Source organism: Vreelandella gomseomensis (assembly GCF_031451645.1).
GTDB classification, from domain to species: domain Bacteria; phylum Pseudomonadota; class Gammaproteobacteria; order Pseudomonadales; family Halomonadaceae; genus Vreelandella; species Vreelandella gomseomensis.
The window spans coordinates 24,746-46,450 of sequence record NZ_JARWAI010000009.1; the positions used below are offsets into that span (position 1 = coordinate 24,746).

The 21,705-nt window shown below is 61.7% G+C and carries 19 protein-coding genes; 16 read left to right on the forward strand and 3 right to left on the reverse strand.

Going from position 1 to position 21,705, the window contains the following annotated elements:
* Positions 1-36 precede the first annotated feature (36 nt).
* Entirely contained in the window at positions 37-1,338 is a 1,302-nt protein-coding gene (locus tag QC815_RS12515; RefSeq protein ID WP_230445698.1) for an ATP-grasp domain-containing protein, read from the reverse strand.
* A 282-nt stretch (positions 1,339-1,620) separates the two neighbouring features.
* Here QC815_RS12515 and QC815_RS12520 point away from each other — a divergent pair, with 282 nt between their 5' ends.
* The 8 genes from QC815_RS12520 to QC815_RS12555 all read left to right on the forward strand — a co-directional run bounded on the left by QC815_RS12520 (position 1,621) and on the right by QC815_RS12555 (position 10,908).
* Positions 1,621-2,514, forward strand: coding sequence for a cyanophycinase (locus tag QC815_RS12520; RefSeq protein WP_230445699.1), 894 nt, complete (start codon positions 1,621-1,623; stop codon positions 2,512-2,514).
* Positions 2,511-5,147 carry a cyanophycin synthetase gene (cphA, locus tag QC815_RS12525; RefSeq protein ID WP_310540062.1) on the forward strand — a complete coding sequence of 879 codons (2,637 nt, stop codon included), beginning with the start codon at positions 2,511-2,513 and terminating at the stop codon, positions 5,145-5,147. Before QC815_RS12520 ends, cphA begins: the two co-directional genes overlap by 4 nt.
* A complete protein-coding gene (gene iadA / locus QC815_RS12530; RefSeq protein ID WP_230445701.1) occupies positions 5,144-6,319 on the forward strand; it encodes a beta-aspartyl-peptidase in 1,176 nt (391 codons plus the stop codon). Before cphA ends, iadA begins: the two co-directional genes overlap by 4 nt.
* Before the next feature lie 84 nt (positions 6,320-6,403).
* Positions 6,404-7,048, forward strand: a complete 645-nt coding sequence (locus tag QC815_RS12535; protein WP_268902633.1) for a LemA family protein — start codon at positions 6,404-6,406, stop codon at positions 7,046-7,048.
* Positions 7,048-7,809, forward strand: coding sequence for a TPM domain-containing protein (locus QC815_RS12540; protein ID WP_310540065.1), 762 nt, complete (start codon positions 7,048-7,050; stop codon positions 7,807-7,809). Before QC815_RS12535 ends, QC815_RS12540 begins: the two co-directional genes overlap by 1 nt.
* Before the next feature lie 60 nt (positions 7,810-7,869).
* Positions 7,870-8,487 (forward strand): TPM domain-containing protein, encoded by a 618-nt coding sequence (locus tag QC815_RS12545; protein ID WP_230445703.1) that lies wholly within the window; start codon positions 7,870-7,872, stop codon positions 8,485-8,487.
* Positions 8,488-8,694: 207 nt separating this feature from the next.
* Complete coding sequence (locus tag QC815_RS12550; RefSeq protein WP_310540068.1) at positions 8,695-9,636, forward strand: cobyrinic acid a,c-diamide synthase; 942 nt, start codon at positions 8,695-8,697, stop codon at positions 9,634-9,636.
* 63 nt (positions 9,637-9,699) lie between these two features.
* The gene (locus QC815_RS12555) at positions 9,700-10,908 is read left to right on the forward strand and encodes a toxic anion resistance protein (RefSeq protein ID WP_310540070.1); all 1,209 of its coding nucleotides are present in this window, start codon (positions 9,700-9,702) and stop codon (positions 10,906-10,908) included.
* Between the two features lie 20 nt (positions 10,909-10,928).
* Here the strand turns inward: QC815_RS12555 and QC815_RS12560 are convergent, their stop codons facing one another.
* Entirely contained in the window at positions 10,929-11,216 is a 288-nt protein-coding gene (locus tag QC815_RS12560) for a sll1863 family stress response protein (protein WP_230445706.1), read from the reverse strand.
* Between the two features lie 253 nt (positions 11,217-11,469).
* Between QC815_RS12560 and QC815_RS12565 the strand changes: the two genes are divergently transcribed.
* Positions 11,470-12,795 (forward strand): MFS transporter, encoded by a 1,326-nt coding sequence (locus QC815_RS12565; RefSeq protein ID WP_230445707.1) that lies wholly within the window; start codon positions 11,470-11,472, stop codon positions 12,793-12,795.
* Between the two features lie 93 nt (positions 12,796-12,888).
* Here QC815_RS12565 and QC815_RS12570 read toward each other — a convergent pair whose 3' ends face one another.
* Positions 12,889-13,743: a sensor domain-containing diguanylate cyclase gene (locus QC815_RS12570; RefSeq protein ID WP_230445708.1), complete on the reverse strand. Its 855-nt coding sequence runs from the start codon at positions 13,741-13,743 to the stop codon at positions 12,889-12,891.
* A gap of 437 nt (positions 13,744-14,180) precedes the next feature.
* Between QC815_RS12570 and QC815_RS12575 the strand changes: the two genes are divergently transcribed.
* The 7 genes from QC815_RS12575 (at position 14,181) to QC815_RS12605 (ending at position 21,586) form a co-directional block, all read left to right on the forward strand.
* Positions 14,181-14,411: a hypothetical protein gene (locus QC815_RS12575; RefSeq protein ID WP_230445709.1), complete on the forward strand. Its 231-nt coding sequence runs from the start codon at positions 14,181-14,183 to the stop codon at positions 14,409-14,411.
* A 416-nt stretch (positions 14,412-14,827) separates the two neighbouring features.
* Positions 14,828-15,613 (forward strand): bacteriorhodopsin-like, encoded by a 786-nt coding sequence (locus tag QC815_RS12580; RefSeq protein ID WP_230445710.1) that lies wholly within the window; start codon positions 14,828-14,830, stop codon positions 15,611-15,613.
* 221 nt (positions 15,614-15,834) lie between these two features.
* Positions 15,835-16,875, forward strand: a complete 1,041-nt coding sequence (locus tag QC815_RS12585) for a polyprenyl synthetase family protein (protein WP_230445711.1) — start codon at positions 15,835-15,837, stop codon at positions 16,873-16,875.
* On the forward strand, positions 16,872-18,419 hold the full coding sequence (gene crtI / locus QC815_RS12590; RefSeq protein ID WP_310540074.1) for a phytoene desaturase family protein: 1,548 nt from the start codon (positions 16,872-16,874) through the stop codon (positions 18,417-18,419). Before QC815_RS12585 ends, crtI begins: the two co-directional genes overlap by 4 nt.
* The gene (locus QC815_RS12595; RefSeq protein WP_230445713.1) at positions 18,416-19,408 is read left to right on the forward strand and encodes a phytoene/squalene synthase family protein; all 993 of its coding nucleotides are present in this window, start codon (positions 18,416-18,418) and stop codon (positions 19,406-19,408) included. The genes crtI and QC815_RS12595 overlap by 4 nt, the downstream gene beginning before the upstream one ends.
* Complete coding sequence (locus tag QC815_RS12600) at positions 19,405-20,601, forward strand: lycopene cyclase family protein (RefSeq protein ID WP_310540077.1); 1,197 nt, start codon at positions 19,405-19,407, stop codon at positions 20,599-20,601. The genes QC815_RS12595 and QC815_RS12600 overlap by 4 nt, the downstream gene beginning before the upstream one ends.
* A 49-nt stretch (positions 20,602-20,650) precedes the next feature.
* Positions 20,651-21,586: a Brp/Blh family beta-carotene 15,15'-dioxygenase gene (locus QC815_RS12605; RefSeq protein ID WP_230445715.1), complete on the forward strand. Its 936-nt coding sequence runs from the start codon at positions 20,651-20,653 to the stop codon at positions 21,584-21,586.
* Positions 21,587-21,705: the final 119 nt, after the last annotated feature.

Here is a 21,705-nt window from a genome sequence, read left to right on the forward strand (position 1 = left end):
GGGTTGCGCGTAGTAAGGGGCTGCAACGATAGCGCGTCAGCCAACGATGTCCTCAAACGCAAAATGTAGCTGCTCGGCGAGGCGGGCGTAGTTGTCTTCCAGCGCGACGATGTCGTCGGCGCCCATCCATATGTAGGCCAGGGCGAAGCTGTAGCTGTCTTGCTCGGGGAGGGAGGACAGGCGCGTACCGACCTCGACCTGTAGCGTGATGATGGTCCCGGGGAAGGCCTGCTGGAGCGCGGTGATTTGCTCGTCGCTGGGCACCTGGCTGACGGTAGCATCCGTGAAGAAGACGCGGTAGAAGTATTTTGCGGCAAACTGAAAGGCGCCTTGCCGGGAGGGCAGGTCGGGTGACTGTCCCAACGCCAGGTCCACCGTTACCTGCTGATGGCTCACCCCATCGACCTTTTCGAACAGGTCGCAATGCGATTGGGCAACCCGGGTGTTGATCTCGAGTAGCCAGATGCGATCCTGCACTTCGTCCCAGAAGTATTCGATATTGAACGCTGCATTGTCGTAGCCGATGTGGGCCATGACGTCGCGCGTCAGCGCCTGCATTTTTTGCTGAATAGGCTCGGGCAGTTGTGACGGGTAGCGGTAGGATAAAAAGCTCAGCACCTGCGGGTAGCGAATCGAATCGACAATGCCGTAAGGCACCACATCGCCCTGAAACACGTAGCCTTCAAGGGTGCATTGCCAGCCGCCGATAATTTCCTCGGCCATGCAGTGACCGCCATCGACCAGGCGTACCTCGTCAGGCAGGTTGGCCTGCTCCAGCACGTAGTTAAACGGCTCTGAAATCGTCCCGATGCCTTCGCACAAACGCGCGACGGCGTGGGCGAAATCCTCGGGGCTTTCGATGCGAAAGCCCAGCCGTGAGCCTGACGACTTGATGGGTTTGACGAAGAACGGGAAATACAGCCCCGCTTCCCCGATATGCGCAAGCGCCTGGGAATCGAAGGGGTCAAAGGCGGTAAAGCGAGGGATGTAATCGGCAATGACCTCGTGCTGAACGCGCCGACTCCAGTACTTGTGCTCACATTTGAGCAGACTCTCGAGGCTGGTCGTGCGCGTGCCCAGTCGCTCGCAGAGCAACGGCAGCATGGTCGAGACCGGGAAATCCATGTAGCCGACGATGGCATCGACAGGCTCGCCAAAGGCTTTTAACTGGGTTTCGGCCCGGGCGAGCATATCCTCGATAGGAAAGATTTCCGTATCATTGACCTCGGCGGGCTCGATCACGCCGTGGAAACGGTAGTTTTCAGCCCCGCGTAAATGCGCGAGACGTTGGCGATTAGGCTCATCCATCCCGACAACAAAAATATTCCGAACGCTCATGTCTGCCTCCTGGCGTAAGCTCGGCTGTCGGCAGTCGTCACCGCTGAAGGGCAGCGGGTAGCAGGCAGGAAATGGCCTTGCTCCAGGCAGGCGTTAGCCGTGGCGCAGGACACTTAACCAAGCATAGCGGGTTATCGTCGGGGCGCAGGAGTAATATGCTGGGGAACGGGATGGGGCAGGCAGGGGCGTTATTAAGCTGGCTAGGGTCGTTGTCTACTGTTATAAGTTAAACCACGAATTGAAACATTATCGCATATGACATGACCGGTACCGGACGTGTCTGTGCATTCCTTAAAAGCGTCGCTGGGCGGCGAATGGGACATGGCGTCACATCACCCCACCGTCACCGGCCATCTTGTGGCCATTGGCGGAGCCGAGGACAAGACCTCCGAACTCGCCATCCTGCGACGGGTATTCGAGCTTGCCCCCAACGATAGCGACGAAGTCGCCATCATCGCCACGGCCAGCAGCATTCCTGAACAGCTCTTGCCCAGCTACGAGGCAGCCTTCACCCGCTTGGGGGCCAGTCAGGTGCATGCGCTGAATATCCAGGATCGCCAGCAAGCCGCCGATGAAGAGAATATCCGGCTGATTCAACGCAGCGGGGTGATTTTTTTCACCGGCGGCGACCAGCTGCGCCTGACCTCGGTGTTTGGTGGCTCCGCGACCCTGCGTGCTATTCGTGAGCGCTTGAGAGCGGGCGCCGTGGTCGCGGGCACCAGTGCCGGGGCCGCTGCGATGCCCAGTACCATGATCTATAACGGAGCGGCGGCCGATGCCCTGCGCAAGGGTGGGGTCAACATGACCTTCGGCCTGGATTTCGTGCGCGGGTTGATCATCGACAGTCACTTCCTCGAGCGCGGGCGTTTCACGCGCCTCATGCAGGTGGGGGCCAGCAACCCCGAGCATCTGGGTGTTGGCTTAGGCGAGGATGCCGCAGTCATCATCCATCCCAACCGCATTCTGGAAACAGTCGGCCCGGGTCACGTCATCATTATCGATAGCCGAGACCTGGCGAGTTCCAATATCGCGGAGCTGGACATGGACGAACCGGTCGCCATCGAGAATATGATCCTGCATGCCATGGTCAGCGGGCATGGCTACGATGTTGATGCGCGTCGCTACCTCGTCGCCGATGAGCTGGCGGCCACCCTGGCAGGGAGGCGAGGGCAATGAATATCCTCGATCATCGGGCCCTGCGGGGTCCGAATTACTACAGCCGTTACCCGGCCATCTATATGCGGCTGGACATTGGTGAGCTCGAAGAGCGGCCAAGCGACCTTGTCCCCGGCATTGTCGAACGGCTGACGACGCTGCTCCCGACCCTGCAGGAGCACCGCTGCTCGTTGGGCCGCCCCGGCGGCTTTCTGGAGCGGCTCGAACGCGGCACCTGGGCCGGCCACGTGGTCGAGCATGTGGCGATCGAGCTGCAGAACCTGATCGGCTTTTCGGTGGGCTACGGCAAGACGGTCGATTCCTACGAAACTGGCATCTATAACGTCGTCTATCGCTACCGGGACGAAGCCTGCGGTCTGGCCGCGGGTGTTGAGTCCGTCGGTCTCGTCGAGCGGTTGTTTCGCGACGCAGAAATCGATGTGCCCGACATCCTGGAGCGCCTCAAGCAGGTGCGCGACGCCCACATGCTCGGCCCTTCCACGGCGGCCATTGTCGCGGCCGCCACCCGGCGGGGCATCCCCCATGTCCGCCTGAGCGAAGAAAACAGCTATATCCAGCTCGGTCACGGCCACCGTCAGCAGCGCATCCAGGCGACAGTGACCGGCCATACCGACCTGATCGGCTACGGCATCGCCGACGACAAGGAGTGGACCAAACAGGTACTCGGCGATGCCGGGATTCCGGTGCCCCAGGGGTGGGTGTGCGGTTCGTTCGACGCGGCGCTGGACGCTGCCCGCACCATCGGCTATCCCGTCGCGGTAAAGCCGATCATCGGCAACCATGGCCGCGGGGTGAGCACCAATATCGAGGACGACCAGGCGCTGAGTGATGCCTTCGACATTGCCGCGCACCACAATGCTTCGGTGATTGTCGAGCAGTACATTCGCGGCGAGGATCACCGCCTGCTGGTCATCGACGGCAAGCTCGTCGCCGCCGCGAGGCGCCGTCCGGCACATGTGATGGGCGACGGGGCAGCGACGCTCCAGGCGCTGGTCGACGCGGAAAATAACGATGTGCGTCGCGGCGTCGGCCATGAGAACCTGCTCACCCAGATCCAGCTGGACGACCAGTCGCTAAGGCTGATCGGCCAGCAGAACCTGACCCTGCAGAGCGTCATCCCGGCCGGTGATATCGTTTATCTCAAGCCCACCGCGAACCTCAGCACCGGGGGCACGGCCACAGACGTTACCGACGATGTTCACCCGGAGGTGCGCTACGCGGCGGAGCGCATTGCGCGGCTGGTGGGGCTGGACATCATCGGCATCGACCTGCTCGCCGAAACCCTGACCAAGCCCCTTGAGGAGCAATCGGCTGCGGTGGTCGAGGTCAATGCCGGGCCCGGCTTTCGCATGCACCTCTCGCCGACCCACGGGGAGGGGCGCGATGTGGGACGCCCGGTCATTGACATGCTGTTTCCCGACAGCGAGACCACCGGCCGCATTCCCATCGCGGCGGTCACCGGCACCAATGGCAAGACCACCACGGTACGCCTGCTCTCGCACCTGCTGCGCCAGGCCGGGCGCAATGTCGGTATGGCCTGCACCGGCGCCATCGAGATCGACAACCACGTCATCATGCGCGGTGACTATAGCGGCCCTCAGGCGGCCGCGATCGTGCTGCGCGAGCCCACGGTCGAGTGCGCCGTGCTCGAGGTCGCCCGGGGGGGCATCATGCGTCGCGGACTGGGGTTCGATGAATGCGACGTGGGTGTGTTGCTCAACATCGCCAGCGACCACCTGGGCGAGCACGACATCCATACGCTTGATGAGCTGGCGCGCTGCAAGACGGTGGTGATCGATGCCGTCCGCCAGGGTGGCACGGCGGTACTCAATGCCGACGACCCCCGGGTGCTGGAGGGCCAGGAGTGGGCCCGAGGCGACATCATCTTCTTTACGCTGGATCCTAATTCCCGCCCCGTCCGTCAGCACGTCCGCGACCAGGGCGTTGCCTTTACCCTCCACAACGAGCGCATCGTGATGCGCCAGGGCCATGTCGAAGCGGAGGTGATCCCGGTGGTGGACGTGCCGATCACGTTCGAAGGCCATGCGCGCTTCAATGTCGCCAACGCCCTGGCGGCGAGTGCCGCCGCCTATGCGCTGGGCCTGTCGATCGCCGACATCCAGATGGGCTTGCAGACCTTCCACCCCACGCCGGGCCAGAACCCGGGTCGCACCAATCTTATCGACGCTGACGGCATGAAGGTGCTGATCGACTACGGCCACAACGTGCCGGCGCTCGAGGCGTTGAGCGAGCTGGTCGGCTGCATTCCGGCGCGGCGACGGATCAGCGTGGCCAGCGCCCCCGGCAATCGTCGCGACGAAGACCTGTTCACGCTGGGCACCCTGCTCGCCCGGATGCACGACGTGGTCTTCATCTACGAGACCGACGCCCGGGGACGCACTCCCGGTGACGCCGCCCGCCTGCTGCGCGAAGGTGCTGAGTCCGTACCCGGCGACTGTCGGGTGGAGGTCATCATGGAAGAGCAGCAGGCCGTGGAACGCGCTTTCGAGGAGGCCAGCGAAGGTGACCTGCTGGTCTTGCTGATCGACGATGTGGATAGCGCCATTGAGCGCATCAGGGGGCGCCGCTTCCAGTCGGCTGCCGCCCCAACGCCAGACGGTGAGTCGCCATGATGCCCGCAGCCCCCCAGGAAGACCGGTTGTTGACCCTGCTGCGGGTCGGCAACATCTATGCGCCGGAACCTCTCGAGGCGAACGATATCCTGATCGCCGACGGCCGCATCGCCGCCCTGGGGCTGAACCTCGAGATCCCCGCAGGCTGGCCGGTGCGGGTCGTGGAGGCGCGCCATCTCACCGCCGTGTCCGCCTTTATCGATCAGCACGTTCACGTGACCGGCGGTGGGGGCGAGGGCGGCTGCGGTACCCGCTGTCCGGAAATTTCGGCCCATGAGATCGCCGCGATGGGGATCGGCACGGTGGTGGGGGTATTGGGCACCGACAGCATCAGCCGTTCCCCGGCGGATGTGCTGGCCAAGGTGCGCGGGCTCAGGGCCGAGGGTATCGCCGCCTACATGTATACCGGCGCCTATCGTGTCCCGCCGCCCACGTTGACCGGCGACATCCAGCGCGACCTGGCCTGGATTCCCGAGGTCATCGGCCTGGGGGAAATCGCCATTTCGGATCATCGCTCGAGTCAGCCGCGTCAGGATGAAATCGAACGCCTTGTCAGCGATACCCGGGTGGGCGCCATGCTGGCTGGCAAACGCGGCATCTGCCACTTCCATCTCGGCGACGGCAAACGGGGGCTGGAGCCACTTCGCCGGTTGCTCACTGAGACCGAGATTCCCGCCGACCAGGTGATTCCCACCCACGTGAACCGCCACCTAGCCTTGCTCGAGGAAGCTGCGGACTACGCGCTGGCGTTCAATGCCAGCGTCGATGTCACCGCCTTTGAAGACGCCGGCGACGGCCTGTCCGGCGTCGATGCTGTGGCTCGCTTACTCCAGCGTGGCGTTCCGGCTGAGCTCATCACCCTGAGCTCCGACTGTAACGGCAGTCTGCCCGAATTCGACGCGAACGGGGCCTATCTGGGCATGAAAGTGGCACGCAACACCACGCTGATTGCGGACTGGCAACGCCTCGTGCGGGAGGAAGTGCTGCCCCTCGAAACGGCGTTGGGGCTGATTTCGGGAAGCGTTGCCCGGGTGCTCGGGCTACACGCAAGAAAAGGACGCCTGGCGATCGGCTTTGACGCCGATGTCACCTTGCTAGATAGCGAACTCCAGCCGCAGCAAACGTTCGTGGCGGGTAAGTGCGTCTATGACGCGAGCCGCCTGGATCGCTGACCACCTTGAAAACAGCCTCTTTGCCCCCCACATTTATCTTAAGTTTAATGTTTCTGCTCGCGGGCAGGACATTTACCCTTCTTCATGCAACGACTTTCGGGGCAGCGCACTATGGGCATCCTTTATCAACCGTTTCGACAGCGGATACTCTGGCAGTGGACGTCCGTGCTGGCGCTGGTGCTGTTACTTACCGGCTGTGGGGTCAACAATATCCCCACCTACGATGAGAAAGTCACCTCCGCCTGGTCCCAGGTGGAAAACCAGTATCAGCGTCGCGCCGACCTGATTCCCAATCTGGTGGAAACCGTCAAGGGGTTTGCCGCCCAAGAGCAGGAAACGCTGACTGCGGTGATCGAAGCGCGCTCCAAGGCCACTTCGATCCAGGTGGACGAGAGCATTCTTGAGAACCCCGAGAAGCTTCAGCAGTTCCAGCAGGCTCAGGGGGAGCTGAGCAGTGCCCTGAGCCGCCTGATGGCGGTGTCCGAGCGCTACCCGGATTTGAAGTCGAACCAGAACTTCCTGGCCCTGCAGTCGCAGTTGGAAGGTACGGAAAACCGCATTGCCGTTGCGCGGCGGGACTTCATCCAGGCGGTGGAGCGTTACAACACCGAGCTGCGCACCTTCCCGGGCAAGATCTGGCATAGCCTGCTGTATAGCGAGCTTGAGCCCCGCGCCAACTTCGAGGCCACGACGGAAAATGCCGACGACGCACCTGCGGTGGACTTCTGATGGCTACCCTGATGCGCAAAAGCCTGTTGCTGACTTTCCTGCTTTGGCTGCCGGTTGCCGCCTGGGCCCAGTCTTCGCCTGAGTTTCCCGAGCTTTCCGGCCGGGTGGTCGACCGCGCAGACATGCTGTCACCCGAGGTGGAAGCGCGGCTGACCCAGATGCTTCAGTCCCACGAAGAAGCCAGCACCGAACAGGTCGTGGTGGTGACATTGCCGGATCTCCAGGGGTATCCGATCGAGGACTTCGGCTACCAGCTGGGGCGCCACTGGGGGATTGGTCAGGAGGACGAGGATAACGGCGCGTTGCTGATCGTCGCGGAAGAAGAGCGGGCCATCCGCATTGAAGTGGGTTATGGCCTTGAGGGGCGTCTCACCGACGCCCAGTCTTCGGTGATCATCAACCAGGCGATCAGCCCGGCGTTCCGCCAGGGGAATTTTGAGGCCGGTATCGTTAACGGTGCTGCGGCGATGATCCAGGTGCTCGGCGGCGAGCCCTTGGCGGCTCCCGAGGGACAACAATCCGCGTCAGCCCAGGAAAAGCCCAACCCCGGGCTGATGGGGCTATTCTTCTTCATCATGATGGGCGTCGTGTTCTTTATTGGCAGTCGTGGTGGCCGTGGCGGACGCGGGGGCGCAGCCCTCGTCGGCGCGGCGCTGCTGGGTGCCGCCATGGGCGGTCGTGGCGGCGGCGGTGGCAGCGGCGGCGGTTTTGGTGGCGGCGGTGGCGGCTTCGGCGGCGGCGGTGCCTCCGGTGGCTGGTAATGCCATATGGCCATCCGCGCGCGCTGACTCTTCACACCTGACTATGAGCATCACACCATCATGACATTACTAAGCAAAAGCGATCAGGAAGCCGTTACCGCCGCGATCAACGAGGTAGAACGGGAAACCGATGCCGAGCTGGTCACCGTGCTGACGGCCCAGTCCGATAACTACAGCTATATTCCGCTGCTCTGGGCGGGCATTCTGGCGTTGCTGGTGCCGGGTATCGCCAATTATGTGGGCGGCTGGTTCAGCGCCGACGTGCTGCTGCTGGTGCAGTGGAGTACTTTCGTCCTGCTCAGCCTGCTGTTTCGCATGCCGCGCATCAATACCCGGCTGATTCCCCGGCAGGTGCGTTACTGGCGCGCCTCCAACCTGGCACGCCGCCAGTTCCTGGAGCAACGCCTGCACCATACCGACGGCGGCACCGGCATGCTGATCTTTGTCTCGGAGGCAGAGCGCTATGTAGAGATCCTGGTGGATCAGGGCATCGCCGACGTGCTGGATGACAAAGTATGGGAAGACATTGTGGCGGATTTCACCGCCAAGGTGCATCAGGGCGAGACCCGGCAGGGCTTTCTCGACTGCATTGCCGCCTGCGGCAAGCTTCTGAAAGCGCACGTACCCGCCACCCACGAGCGTAACGAGCTGCCCAATCATCTGGTCATCCTGCCATAGCGACAACGCCGGCTGCCCATCGGGACATTCGGCGTCTCACGGCCGCCCAGGGGGTGGCCGTTTGCGTATTAGCGGCCCACTTGGCGGCTCTCGATACCCCGGTTGGGGCCTAGCGTTAACAGCGTGTGCCCAACTAGGGCTTAGCGCCCCCTCCCGGTTAGGCTACACTCGGTGTTTGCGTTCCACGACGGAAGGATAGCCATCTCCATGTTGGGATTCCTGCAGGGGCTCTCCTACGGCCTCTTTATGACCTGCCTGCCCTGGCTGTTGATAGGGCTCTACAATCCTGGCCTGGCACTTCCGTGGCCGGCGCCCGGCCGACTGCAGGTCATCGCCCGCTACTGCCTGCTGGTGCCCTTCATTAGCATGTTGCTGTGGCTGACCTCCCTGTGGGGCGGCTTCAGTCCCAGCCTGCTTGGCTGGCTTGCGGGCATCGTCGCCATTCCGGTGGCGCTGCCCGTGGAGCGCACGTTGCGCGGCTGGCTGGCGCGCCGCCGTGAGCGTCGCCAGGCCGCTCAGCGTGCGGCCGCAACACAGCAGCGCCGCGCCCGGGAGGAGCGCAGGGCCCACGAGGCAGGGGTCTCGGTGCTTGACCCGGCCAGGCCCCCAGACGGTGCCGACGAGCTTGTGCTGGCCATGTGCCGGGTCAAGCAAAGCCTGCTGGACGTTAATCGTCCCGACCTGGCGGTTCTGGCCGACCGGCTCTACAGCCGCTATCGCCATGTGATGGACGTGCTCGGCGAACGGTTCCAGCCTGGCGAGCTGGCCTTCAAGCGCGCGCAGGGGCTGGTCACTCAGGTGTGCTTCGGCGCGTTGGATACGCTGACGACCATGGCCTCCCAGGCGCGGGGAGTCGTGAGCGTGGACGGCGACTACGTGCGGGGCCGCCTGAACCGCGAGGGCAGCCAACTGAGCGAGGAAGAGCGCGCCGCCCTGGTACGTCGCCTGGATCTGCTGGTGGAAACCGAGCACCGCCTGTATGAGCTCTCCGCGCGCATTGAATCGGCGTTGACCGTGCTCGACGATACCGCCGTTTCCATGGCGCGGATCGAGACGGCGCGCCCCCAGGCGTCGGTCGCCACCGAGACGGCGCTTGAAGACCTGCGCCGCTTCGTCGAAGGCGCAGACCGTTATGCGCGCAGGGAGTAATGCGTCGATTGGCGCTACTCTGCGATTTTTGCAACGGTTTTATTGATAGCCCAGGAGATGTCCATGACTCAGCCATCCGATGATCAACGTCGCCTTTCCCTGCCGCCGGTAGACGAGATCGCCGACCAGGTGGGCGTCCGCCAGGCCGACGCCGATTCGGCCGACGCCGATGACCGTGACATTGATCCTGACCCTGAGCTTGAGGCGATGGCCGACCACTTCGTTGAGGAGGTGCTCGCCGGGGAGGACGAGGCGTCGGTGGTTCGCCAGCGCCGGGCCGTGGACGAGATGGGGCTGGAATTGCAGCAGCAGGCCGCCCATCGTAGCGCCATGCTGCAAACGCCGCTTCGCCAGCTGGCTCACCAGGGCGATGAAGGCGGGCCCGTCGCCAAGGCGCTGACCGATCTACGTGGGCGCATGGAAGGGCTCGACCCTGCCCGCCATCGCCTGGCGCCGAGCGCGCTGGACCGCGTCATGGCGATCATTCCCGGTATCGACAGCCGCCTGCAGCGCTACTTCCGCAAGTTCGAGAATGCCCAGCAGGCGCTGGATGCGATCATCGAGGAGCTGGAGAGTGGGCGCGACATGCTGCATCGCGACAACCTCACCCTCAGCGATGACCAGCAAGCGCTCAACAACATTCTCGCCGAGTTGCATCGCCAGATTGCCCTGGGTCGCTTGATTGATCGCCGTCTGAAGGGCGAGATTGCCACCCGCGATGCCGATGATCCGCGGCGTCAGTTCCTCGAGGAGGAACTGCTCTTCCCGCTACGCCAGCGCATTGTCGACCTTCAGCAGCAACTGGCGGTGAGCCAGCAAGGCGTGCTGGCGCTGGAGGTTATCATCCGCAACAACCGCGAATTGATGCGCGGCGTGGACAGGGCGATCAACGTCACCGTCTCGGCGCTCACCGTGGCGGTGACCGTGGCCATGGCCATGGCCAATCAGCGCCTGGTGCTGGATCGCGTCGAAGCCCTCAACGACACCACGTCGCAGATGATTGGCGGCACCGCCAAGGCGCTGCGCCAGCAGGGGGTGGATATCCAGAAGCGGGCCTCCGGGGCGATGCTCGACATGGAGGTGCTTGAGGAGGCCTTCGGCGAGGTCATGGGCGCGATTGACGATCTCTCGAGCTACCGTCAGGAGGCGCTGCCCCGCCTGGATGAACAGATCGATCGTCTTGCGACCCTTGCCAAGCAGGGGGGCGCCTCCATCGAGCGTCTCCGCGAGGGTAACGCGTCGCAACCCCCGGACGGCACCGCTACTCACTGATGAGGCGGAGGCCTGTGCGGCTACTTGAAGCGCGACGACGCGTCCCGAAAGGCCTTGCGCATCAGCTCCCAGGAGTCTTCCATGCCCTGGCGAACCGTCTCCCAGGCGGCTTCGCTTGAATGCTGAAGCTCGTCGAGGCGCTGCTGTGTCTCCGCCTGGCGTTGCTTGAGCCGCTCAATGTCCTCATGGTATTTGACCCTGGCCTCGTCACTGGCCTGGCGGGCCTTGACGACCAGCTCGTCGATCTCTTGATTCCATTCGTCGAGCCGGGCTTTCATTTCCTCGACAAATTCGTCGCGTTGACTCATGGCGTGCGCTCCTGGTGGTGATGGCGATGAACGGCATTGACGTTGCAGCTCCGTCGATACGTCTAGCGCTTTTCTTTATAGCAGTGTCTGCTAGCCAACGCACTCAGCGGCTACGCCATGGTAGCCATCCGGTTAATGTATTTTTTTGCCTGAATGGTGGCGTTTCTGCATTGCTCATCACCAAGGTTGCGACCACAATAAGTCAGCTTGACGCATATAGATGCAACCAGCGGCGGTGGAGGGAGTGCCTAGTATGAAGACGTTGTCGAACATGGGATTTGCCCTATTCGGTGCGGCGCTGGTCGCCATCAGTTATGGCCTCGCGCGCTTTGCGTTTGGCCTGTTTGTCCCTTCTATCAGTGATGAGCTGTCACTCTCTTCTTATCTGGTAGGTATTATCGGCGCGCTGCCGTTCGTCAGTTTTGTGCTGGCCACGCTGGTGGCTCCGCTTGCCGCTGACCGCCTCGGCGCCCGCAATCTGGCGGTGCTCTCCAGCAGCTTCGGGCTTGGCGGCCTTGCCCTGATCAGCCAGTCGTCAACGGCGCTCTCGCTGGGGGTGGGCGTGTTCATCTGCGGGGTCTGCACCGGTTTGATGATGCCTGCGCTCACGGCGGCGATGCAGGCGTTGGTCAGCCGTTCCATGCACGGCCGCGTCAGCTCGATCATGAATGCCGGCACCAGCATCGGTATCATCGTGGCCGTGCCGACGGTGGTCTTTCTGGCCGATGCCTGGCGGCTTACCTACACGATATTTGCGGTGCTGGCCGGGCTGGGTGTCGTGGCGGCTTGGTTTTTCATTCCTTCGGTATCTCGTGTCATCCCCGCGAACGCGGCGCCGCCGCCGCCCATCACCCGTGTGCAGTGGTCGCGGCTGATTCGGCTGACGCTGTTTGCCTTTGCCATGGGCTTTGTGTCCGCGCCGTACTGGCTTTTTGCGCCCGACCTGCTGGTCAACCTCGGCGCACTGTCTGCGCAGAACACCGGTTGGCTGTGGTTTGCGGTGGGTGTCGCCGGCCTCGGCGGCGCCGTCATCAGTGACCTGGCCGACCGTAACAACCCGCCGATTACCCAGGCCTTGATGTTGATGATGCTGTCATCAAGCCTGGTTCTGCTGGCCGCGAGCCCCAGTCAGTTACCGCTGGCGATGTTCTCCGCGATGGTATTCGGTCTGGCCTACATGAGTTTGACGGGGCTTTATCTGATGACCGGCATCCGGCTGCTACCGGGACGTATATCGGTGGGGCCGGTGCTGCCGTTCATGGCCTGCGCCCTTGGGCAGGCGGTGGGCTCGCCGGTGATCGGCGGGCTGGTCGAAAGCGTTGGGTACGCGGATGCGTTTGCGATCTTTACGGTGATCGGCATCCTGACGGCGGTCATTTCGCCGCTTTATCCCGGCCATATCGACTACCTGACCGATGACGAAGAACCGCAGGCCGAGGAGGAGCATGTGGAAGATACCGGCCTTCAGGCTGCCTACGACCACCAGCTGGTGGATGAGGACGGACAGCCCCTCGAAGACCCGGTGGAGGACGACCCCGTTGCCGAAGAGTCTGCTACTGAAGATGCTGATACGCGCTGAAGGGAGTGCTTGGCCTGCCGTGATAGTGGCGCAGCAAGGCGCAGATCCGTCATGGCGATAGGCACTCCCGCGTCGCCGGCGGCGCGGCTTTATTTAATGGGGAGTGCTTTTCATGCGGTACATGTCGCCGTCCGCATGGCTCATCAGTGTTTCGGCATCCTCGCCATCGGTGGGATAGACCGCCACGCCAATGCTGCAGGACGGCATGTCGATGCCGTCAAATTCGGCGCCTAACGGCTCGGACATGGCGTCACGAATCTGCGCCATCTTCATCGATATGGCATCGTCTGATGGAATGTCCGTTAACAGCACGATGAACTCGTCGCCGCCCATCCGGGCGACGGTGTCGGTTTCACGGACGCAGCTTTCCAGCCGTCTTGCGACGCTGCATAGCACGGCGTCTCCCACTGCGTGCCCGTGGGCGTCGTTGATATGCTTGAACCTGTCGATATCCACAAACAGCAGTGCCAGGCCGGTCTGGTGGCGCTGGGCGACTGCCAGGCCGGTCTTTAGCCGGTCGTAAAACAGGCTGCGGTTGGTGAGCTTGGTCAGTGGATCATGGTGGGCGAGATAGCGTAATGCTGTTTCGGCCTCAACAAGATCCGTCACATTACGCGCAACGCCAATTCTGGCGCGCTCTTCCTCGTGCCAGCGAGCAGACCACAGGATATAGACGACATCGCCATCCTTGCGCAGATAGCGATTACGAAAATCGATGTGCGGTTTGCCGTCCATGACCATGCGAATAGCGGTTTGCGTTGCTTCCAGGTCGTCGGGGTGCATGTAGTCGGTGATGGCGGTGCCAATCAGCTCGTCGGCACGGTAACCCAGCAGTGATTCGCAGGCATCGCTGACAAAGACGATCTGATTGTCGCTATCGACTACAAAGACGGTATCCAGCATCAAGTTGATGAGCTTCGGGTAGAGCGACGGCAGGTCAACGTTCATGGGGCAAGCTATCCCGGCGAGCGTTCTGTGATTATATCGTGATCTTTAAAAAGCACGCCAAGTAATTCATTTTAGTTAACGCATGACGGGGCTTTGCAACGAGAACGGCGTAGCCGGGTGTTAAAAAGAAGCCCCGTGGCAGGGCGGCGCTATAGCGCCTGTTTGCGCCATGGCTTGCCGTCACAGGTGGCATAGTAACGGCAGTTTGTTGTACAGCCTCGGCAGGGCAGTCGGTTGGTGGCAGGCGTTGGTGTCGGTTGGGCAGGTACAGTCATATTGCACTCACAGTCAGGAAAGGGGCGTGGGGAAGAAGCAGGCAGCCAGGCACCGAGTGTCAACCTGCCTTTGTCCGACTGTGCACCACATGGCGTTGGTTTACCAACGGCGTCTTTCAACCTTATGATGACCCATCGGTTAGCTTGCAAGAGGAAAGACACATGCCATCACGGCTGCGTGACCGCAACGTCTGGTTTGGACTGCTGCTCGGCGTTCTGGGGCTGATCTATATCCGCAGCATGTCGGCAAGCGGTCTGGCTGAACTGCCCCACCTGATGGCGGCGCTGACCGTCCTGGTGCCGCTGACCCTGTTCGGCGTCGTGCTGCGCAGTCCCTGGCCGGCGGCAGCGGCGCTTGCGTTTCTGATCGTTATCAACCTGTCGCTGAACTGATGCGCGGTTAACCTCGGCCGGCCTCGCCCTCCCCATCGTCGTCCTTTCAAGATACTGCACGCTTACCGCCAGACCAAGAGTCGGTTTTCGTCCGGATCATCCCCTGCATCCTGCCGTCACAGGAAGCGCTCTAATGCAGTGTTTTCTTGCTTAGATAAAGCTTAATTTATACACGGCAAATGTCGTTTAAAGTATTTGCATAATCTTCTTGTTTTTCGTCCGGAACCTAACTAGCTTGTAATTGTTATCCAATAAAAATTAGTTGGATAACTGTTGTGCAACTATGCCTGCTGTCAGGGCGTCACCACCACGACGTAGCCAGGCTGATTTTATACAGTTCGTCCACGTCAGTCGCGTGATGATGAAAACAGGTACGCGAAGCTTGCCAACAACCCCCACCGACGTTGGAGATACTCATGGAACTTGAAGCGCTATCCCTAGGGCAATACTCCTTCACCCAGAACGCCTATTCGTTCGGCTTTGCCGTCATGGCGGCCGCGACCCTTTTCTTCTGGCTGATGAAATCCGAGATTGCCCCAGCTTACCGACTTGCAGTCACCATCACGGGCTTGGTGACAGCAGTCGCTGCCTATCACTACCTTCAAATCATGCTGTCATGGTCTGCCGCCATTGATGTCACCTCCGGTGAGGTCGTCGCGACAGGTAAACCCTTCAATCAGGCATACCGCTACGTAGACTGGCTACTGACGGTGCCACTGCTGCTCATTGAGCTCATTCTGGTCATGCGTCTTTCCAAGGAAGAAACCATCCGCAAATCGACCATGCTGGGCGGTGCTGCGGCGTTGATGATCGTTCTAGGCTACCCAGGTGAAGTGGCCAGCTCCGGCGGTATTCGCTTCGTCTTCTGGGTGTTGTCGATGATTCCGTTTGTCTACATCGTCTATCAGCTGGTCGTGGGCCTCAAGGCGTCCATATCCGCGCAGCCTGACAACGTCAAGAACCTGATCAACATGTCGGTATATCTGGTGATCGGCTCCTGGCTCTTCTACCCGATCGTGTATCTGTTCCCGCTGGTCGGTTTGACAGGTGGCGCCGCCATTACCGCTGTCGAAGTGGGTTATACCGTGGCGGACATCGTGGCCAAGGCGGTCTTTGGTGTCTTCATCTTTACCATTGCGATGCGCAAGTCGCAGGCAAGTGAGTCGCACGATGCCACTCACCATGAGACGCCGTCTTCTTAACCCGTTACCCGCATGAAGCGGCTTTGAACAACCGGGACGTTGAGAGAGGCTGGCCAGGGATGGCGCCCGGCAAAGCACGCAAATTAACGAACAGTGGCTTGTAAACAGAAAAGTATCTGTCATTTTGAAGATAATGTTTGAGTCATCGAGATATCGGCATGCCGCATGGAAAGTACGTTGCGTCATGCCACGTTTAACCACCCGATCGAAAGGACATTGGCATGGTCACTGCGAACATACATCACACCGCCAATTTCGATGTCGCCGGCAACAGTTCGGCGCAAGGGTCGTTTGCCAGGGATGACGATGTCCCCGATCAGGTAGCGCAGGAGCTTGAGCACGCAAAAGCACTGATGCGTGACAGCGTGGGGGTGGCCGATCATTGGCCAGCCACCGCAGCGGGGCTTTATCATCTTGATACCGGCGGTAGCCGGTTGCGCGCCCGATTGGCACTGTTGAGCGGGATGGCGTACGGCGCTTCTTCCGCGCACCGTATCGCCGCAGCGGCGGCGGCCGAGCTGGTTCATAACGCGTCGCTGGTGCACGACGATCTTTGCGATGGGGATGTCGAGCGCCGGGGCAAACCCGCCGTCTGGCGCAAGGAGAGCCCTGGCGTTGCGTTATGCACCGGCGATTTATTGCTCACCGCCGCCTTTCGCGCGGCGTTGAACAGTGACTTGCCTGAACACCGTCTGGCGCTGGTAGAGCTGCTCACCGATCGCGTCAGCCAGGTCATTGCCGGTCAAAGTATCGAATTGGCGTCTCCTGAAACGACAACCCATGCCACCAACACCCTGGATCACTACCTGCAGGCAACGCTTGCGAAAACGGCGCCCCTGATCGTATTACCTCTGGAAGCGGGCGCGGCCGGCGGTGAGCTGTCCGACGAGCAGCACCAGCGGCTGGGCCGTTTTGCAAACGCGGTAGGGCTTGCCTACCAGATCATCGACGACCTGGACGATGTCGATCTGCAGTGTGCCCAGCGTTCATCTCCCGGTTACTATCATCGTTATCATGCCTGGCCACGGCATTGGCCCTGGCACACCCCAAATCATACAGACCCTGCATCAACGGCCATGCTGCGCGCTGTACGCCATGCCGCCGGGGCGCTTTCAAGAGCGTCGGGCCTGGTTCATTATTTCCCCAACCCGCTGAGCGCTGCGCTGGACGACATGCTCGCCAAGCTTAATCAACGCCTTGTCGAACATCGTCTTGCGTCTGCCAGCCGTGTTGATACACCGCAAAGTGAATCGCTGCTATGAATAAACCCGTTGAACAGCCTGCCCCAGGCAAGGCGGTGGTCATTGGCTCTGGATTTGGCGGGCTGGCAGTCGCCCTGCGTTTGCTTGCTGACGGCTGGGACGTTGAGGTGCTGGAGCGCCACGAGGATATTGGCGGTCGGGCACGGGTGTTTCAGCTGGAAGGGGTGGCCTTTGACGCAGGCCCCACGGTGATTACCGCCCCGTTCCTGTTCGAGGCGCTTTTCGAGCGTTTTGGTGAATCGTTGTACGACCATGTGACGCTGTTGCCTGTCGAGCCCTTTTATCGCATGGATTTTGCCGATGGGTCGTATTTCGACTACGGATGCCATACCGAACAGATCATCGCCGAAATAGAGCGCCTTTGCCCCGGCGAAGGGAACGCCTACCACGATTTTCTGGCCGCTACCGAAAAGATGTATCAGCGAGGATTTGTCGATCTGGCCGAGCAACCCTTTACGCGTGTCACCGATATGCTGAAGGTACTGCCGGATCTGGTGAGATTGCGCGCGGATATCAGCCTGTACGGATTTGTTTCGCGGTTTTTCCACGACGAGCGACTGCGTCGCGCGTTTTCGGTGCCTTCGTTGCTGGTGGGTGGACATCCGTTCCGCACGTCGTCGCTGTATGGCCTGATCCATGCGCTGGAAAGACGGGGAGGTGTCTGGTATCCCGAAGGCGGTACCGGGGCACTGGTTCAGGCGCTTGCAGCGTTGTTCAAACGACACGGTGGCGTCATACGCACCCGGCAGCAGGTGACGTCACTGAGCGTGCAGGAAAGCCGCATCGTTGGCGTTCAGGTGGCGTCGGGAGACGCGTATTCCGCCGATATTGTGGTCAGCAACGTCGACCCTCTGCATGTGTACGAGCACTGGTTACCCCTGGGGCGCTGGGGTCGCCTGGTCAACGCCTGGCGGCGAAACATGAAGCAGTCGATGGGCCTGATGGTGGTGTACTTCACCACGCGGCGGGCGTATCCGGCGCTAAAGCACCACACCATCCTCTTTGGCGATACCTTCCGCGAGATTCTCGACGCGATCTTTGAGCGCCACGAAATGCCCGATGACCTGAGCCTTTACCTGCATCGTCCGGGGGCAACGGATCCGCACATGGCACCCGCAGACGGCGACGCCTTCTATGTGCTCGTGCCGGTGCCCAATCTGCAAGGAGACCAGGATTGGGAATCGCTGGAACCTGTTCTGTCACGTCATATTTTCGCGATGCTGAAACAGCGGCTGATGCCGGATCTTGATGAGCAGCTTGGGGCGACACATACTATATCGCCACGCTACTTTTACGAGGCGCTTTCAAGCCCGTTCGGTAGCGGTTTTTCCATCGCGCCGACCTTGACCCAATCGGCGGGGCTACGTTTTCACAACCGGTCGCCGCATTATCCTAACCTCTATTTTGTGGGTGCCGGCACCCATCCAGGCGCAGGGGTGCCGGGGGTCGTATCGTCGGCGGGAGTCGTCGAGCGACTGGTGCGCGAAGACACGGCGTCGATGCCCACCGGCGTATCCCGAGTGATTCAGGAGCCGGCACCATGACGAGTACCTCCACCACAGCGTCGCGCGATACGCTGCGCCGTCACGGGCGAAGCTTTCATTGGGCCGGACATTTTCTATCCAGTGGCCAGCTGGAAGATGGTGCGCGTCTCTATCATATCTGCCGCCAGGTCGATGACATCGCCGACGATGCCCAGACCGGCGCTGAGCGGCAATCGGCCCGCAACGTGCTGGTGTCTCTTCAGCAGCGTCTGGCCGGAAGCGCTCAAGGCCCGTCATGCGAATCATCGCTTGCGGCCAAGGAACGCGATGTCGTCCGCCAGCTCGATGCGGATATTCGCCATCTCTTTGCGGACGACAGGCTGGCCCGACAGGCCATGCAAGACCTGATTTCGACGATGATCGTCGATCTGTCGCCCGTGCGCATGGCAGATGAGCGCGCCCTGCTGACCTATGCGTTCGGGGCCGCCGGCACCGTCGGGGTCATGATGTGTCAGCTGCTTGACGCACGCCAGCGCGAACGCGCGCTGCCTTTTGCCATGGATCTGGGCATCGCCATGCAAATGACCAATATAGCCCGTGATGTGCTGGAAGACGCCCAGCGCGACAGGGTCTACGTGCCCGCCAGCTGGATGGCTGGCGATATCATGGCGTCAGACATTGCCCAAGGTGTTGCCTCAGCCAGGCATCAGGTGTGGCTGGGCGCCCGGCACCTGGTCGAGCGGGCCGAGGTGTATTATCAAAGCGGTCAGCAGGGGTTGGCTTATCTGCCGTGGCGTCCGCAGCTGGCGATTGGCATTGCGCTGCGCGTCTATCGCGATATCGGCCGGCGCCTGCTGACGCTCGAGGAAAACGCTTACTGGCAGCGTCGTGTGCGGGTACCGGGGTGGGCCAAGGCAGGGCAGAGCCTGCTCGCCCTGCCGAGCATGTGGCGCCAGGGGGAATGGCCCCGCCACGACGAACGGCTCCATCGACCTATTGCCGGATCGCTTGTGGCTTACCAGTCGACGTCGGGCCTGGCCGCAACATGAGCCTGCCGGCAAGCACCGATGTGGCTATCCTGGGCGCGGGGTTGGCGGGCCTGAGTATTGCCACTTGGCTGGATGACCTGCTGCCTGCCCAAGACAAGGCGCCACGGGTTGACCTTCTCGAATCCCGTCTCACGGATGCGCCTGACCGCACCTGGTGTTTCTGGGATCACCGACCGCACCCGTTCCGCGAGATGATCAGCCACCGCTGGCCGCGCTGGTGCTTTCATTCCACCGACCAGCGGGTTGACCGTGAAGATCATGAGGCCGGTTACGCCATGCTGTCGTCGGGTGACGTCCGGCAAAAAGCCTATGGCGTTATCGCCGGGCGCGACGAGTTTCATCTCCGGCGTGGTGTTGACGTCAGCCAGGTGGTGGCTCAACCGTCAGGCATGAGGGTTGACACGTCCCGGGGCAGCATCGAGGCTCAGGTGGTGATCGATACCCGCCCGCCGCCTCCGGAGGCTTTATCCGCTCAGCAGGGCGTATGGCAGGTGTTTCACGGGGTCGACATTCGCCTCGCCGATCACGGCTACGACCTGTCAACGGCCAGGCTCATGGATTTCCAGTCAGGCTCGACAGGCGTCGAGTTTGTCTATCTGTTGCCGCTGGACGCGGATCGGCTGCTGGTGGAGTGGACGTGTTTCCATGCCGATTATCGTGACCCCGCCTGTCAGGCGCTGATGTCGCCGGATCAGGTACCGCCACCGTTGCGCCAGTGGCTGAATACGCACCTTGGCGACAGGTGGCAAGTCGAGCGCCACGAGACCGGTTGTTTGCCGATGATGCCCGTCCAGCCGCCGCGTTCCGGCAGTCGCTACCTGTCCGCGGGTATACGCGGTGGATGGATGCGCCCAGCCACCGGCTACATGTTTGTCAGCTGCCAGCGGGGGGCCGCCAATGTCGCCAGTCAGTTGCTGAAAGCGCATCGCTCCGGTCAGTGGCAGCTGACGGCGCCAGACTTGCGATCACCGCTGCTTGAGTGGATGGATGGCGTGTTCTTGAACGCCATGCGCCGCCATCCCGACCGAGCTGCCCACTGGTTCATGGCGCTGTTTGCAGCGACGAACGCCGCTCAGCAGCGTCGCTTTCTGAGCGATGAGCCCTCGCTTGCCGACCTGCTGGAGATCATGCGGGCGTTGCCCGCGCGGCCTTTTCTGGCCGCCGCCATGCGACGCCTGGCAAGGGTGACATAAGCGCCAGGCGTCGTTCTCACCTTCTTCATGACAGCGAAAGAGAGGCTTCATGCACACCATCGCGTTCCTGCGCGCACAGCGTCACTGGCGCATGATGATCCTGACCGCTCTGGCGCTTGGTGCCATGGGGCCCTGGCTGCCTGCCCTGGATCTTGAACGCCAATTCTGGATCGTGCTGATACCTGTTGCGCTGTTTGGCATGTCCCACGGCGGCGCGGATCCGCTGATCATCACCTCGCTCAAGACGGCGCATGGGCGCAGTACGCTGCTGTTCCTGAGCGGCTATGTTGCGCTGATGGCGCTGGCGGTGGCGTTCATTCTGTGGCAACCGTCCTGGGCGCTGATCGGCTTTCTGTGGCTGTCTGTCTGGCACTTTGCCAGCACGGATCATGAGTTCATGCCGGATGGCGCATCGCGATTGGCGGGATGGTTGAGCGGCAGCCTGGCGATTATCGGGCCCATGGTGGGATACCCCGATCAGGTCGCGACGCTGTTTGGCTGGCTGTTGCTACGTGAGCCCGCCAGCCTGCTGACGGTGGTGTCCGTTGCCGGAAAAGTCCTCTTGACGGCCTGGGTCATCGGCCTGGTGATCGGCTACAGGCGCTCGCCGCGCACTGCCCGCGGGCGCATGCTGGTCGAGCTGAGCGTCCTTGCGTCGGCGATGATATTACTGCCGCCTCTGCTCGCTTTCGCGTTTTACTTCTGCTGTGTGCACAGCGTGCGGCATTTCTTGCTGTTAATGGCCTCGGCGCAAGACACCCAGCTCGCGTTTGGCATGCAAGCGCTAGCGCGACACGCGGCCCCCGCCACCCTTGGCGCCCTCCTGTTGGGCCTGCTGGTGTGGCTGGGTATGCGCTATTGGCAGCCCGGCGGCGACATGGCGTGGCTGGCAGATGGTGTCACAGTGGTGTTTTGGGGGTTGGCCGTACTGACGGTGCCCCATTCGTTGATGGTCGCGTGGTGGCTAAGGTGGCAGAGGGCATGAAGCTGAACGGCGCTTGATAATATTGCCGCCAAACGCGCCGGCCGTGATCGTGTTGTGTTGGCGGATACGAACCGGGGAATACACGCCGCCATCGAATGAGCGGCGCGATGGTTTAAGCA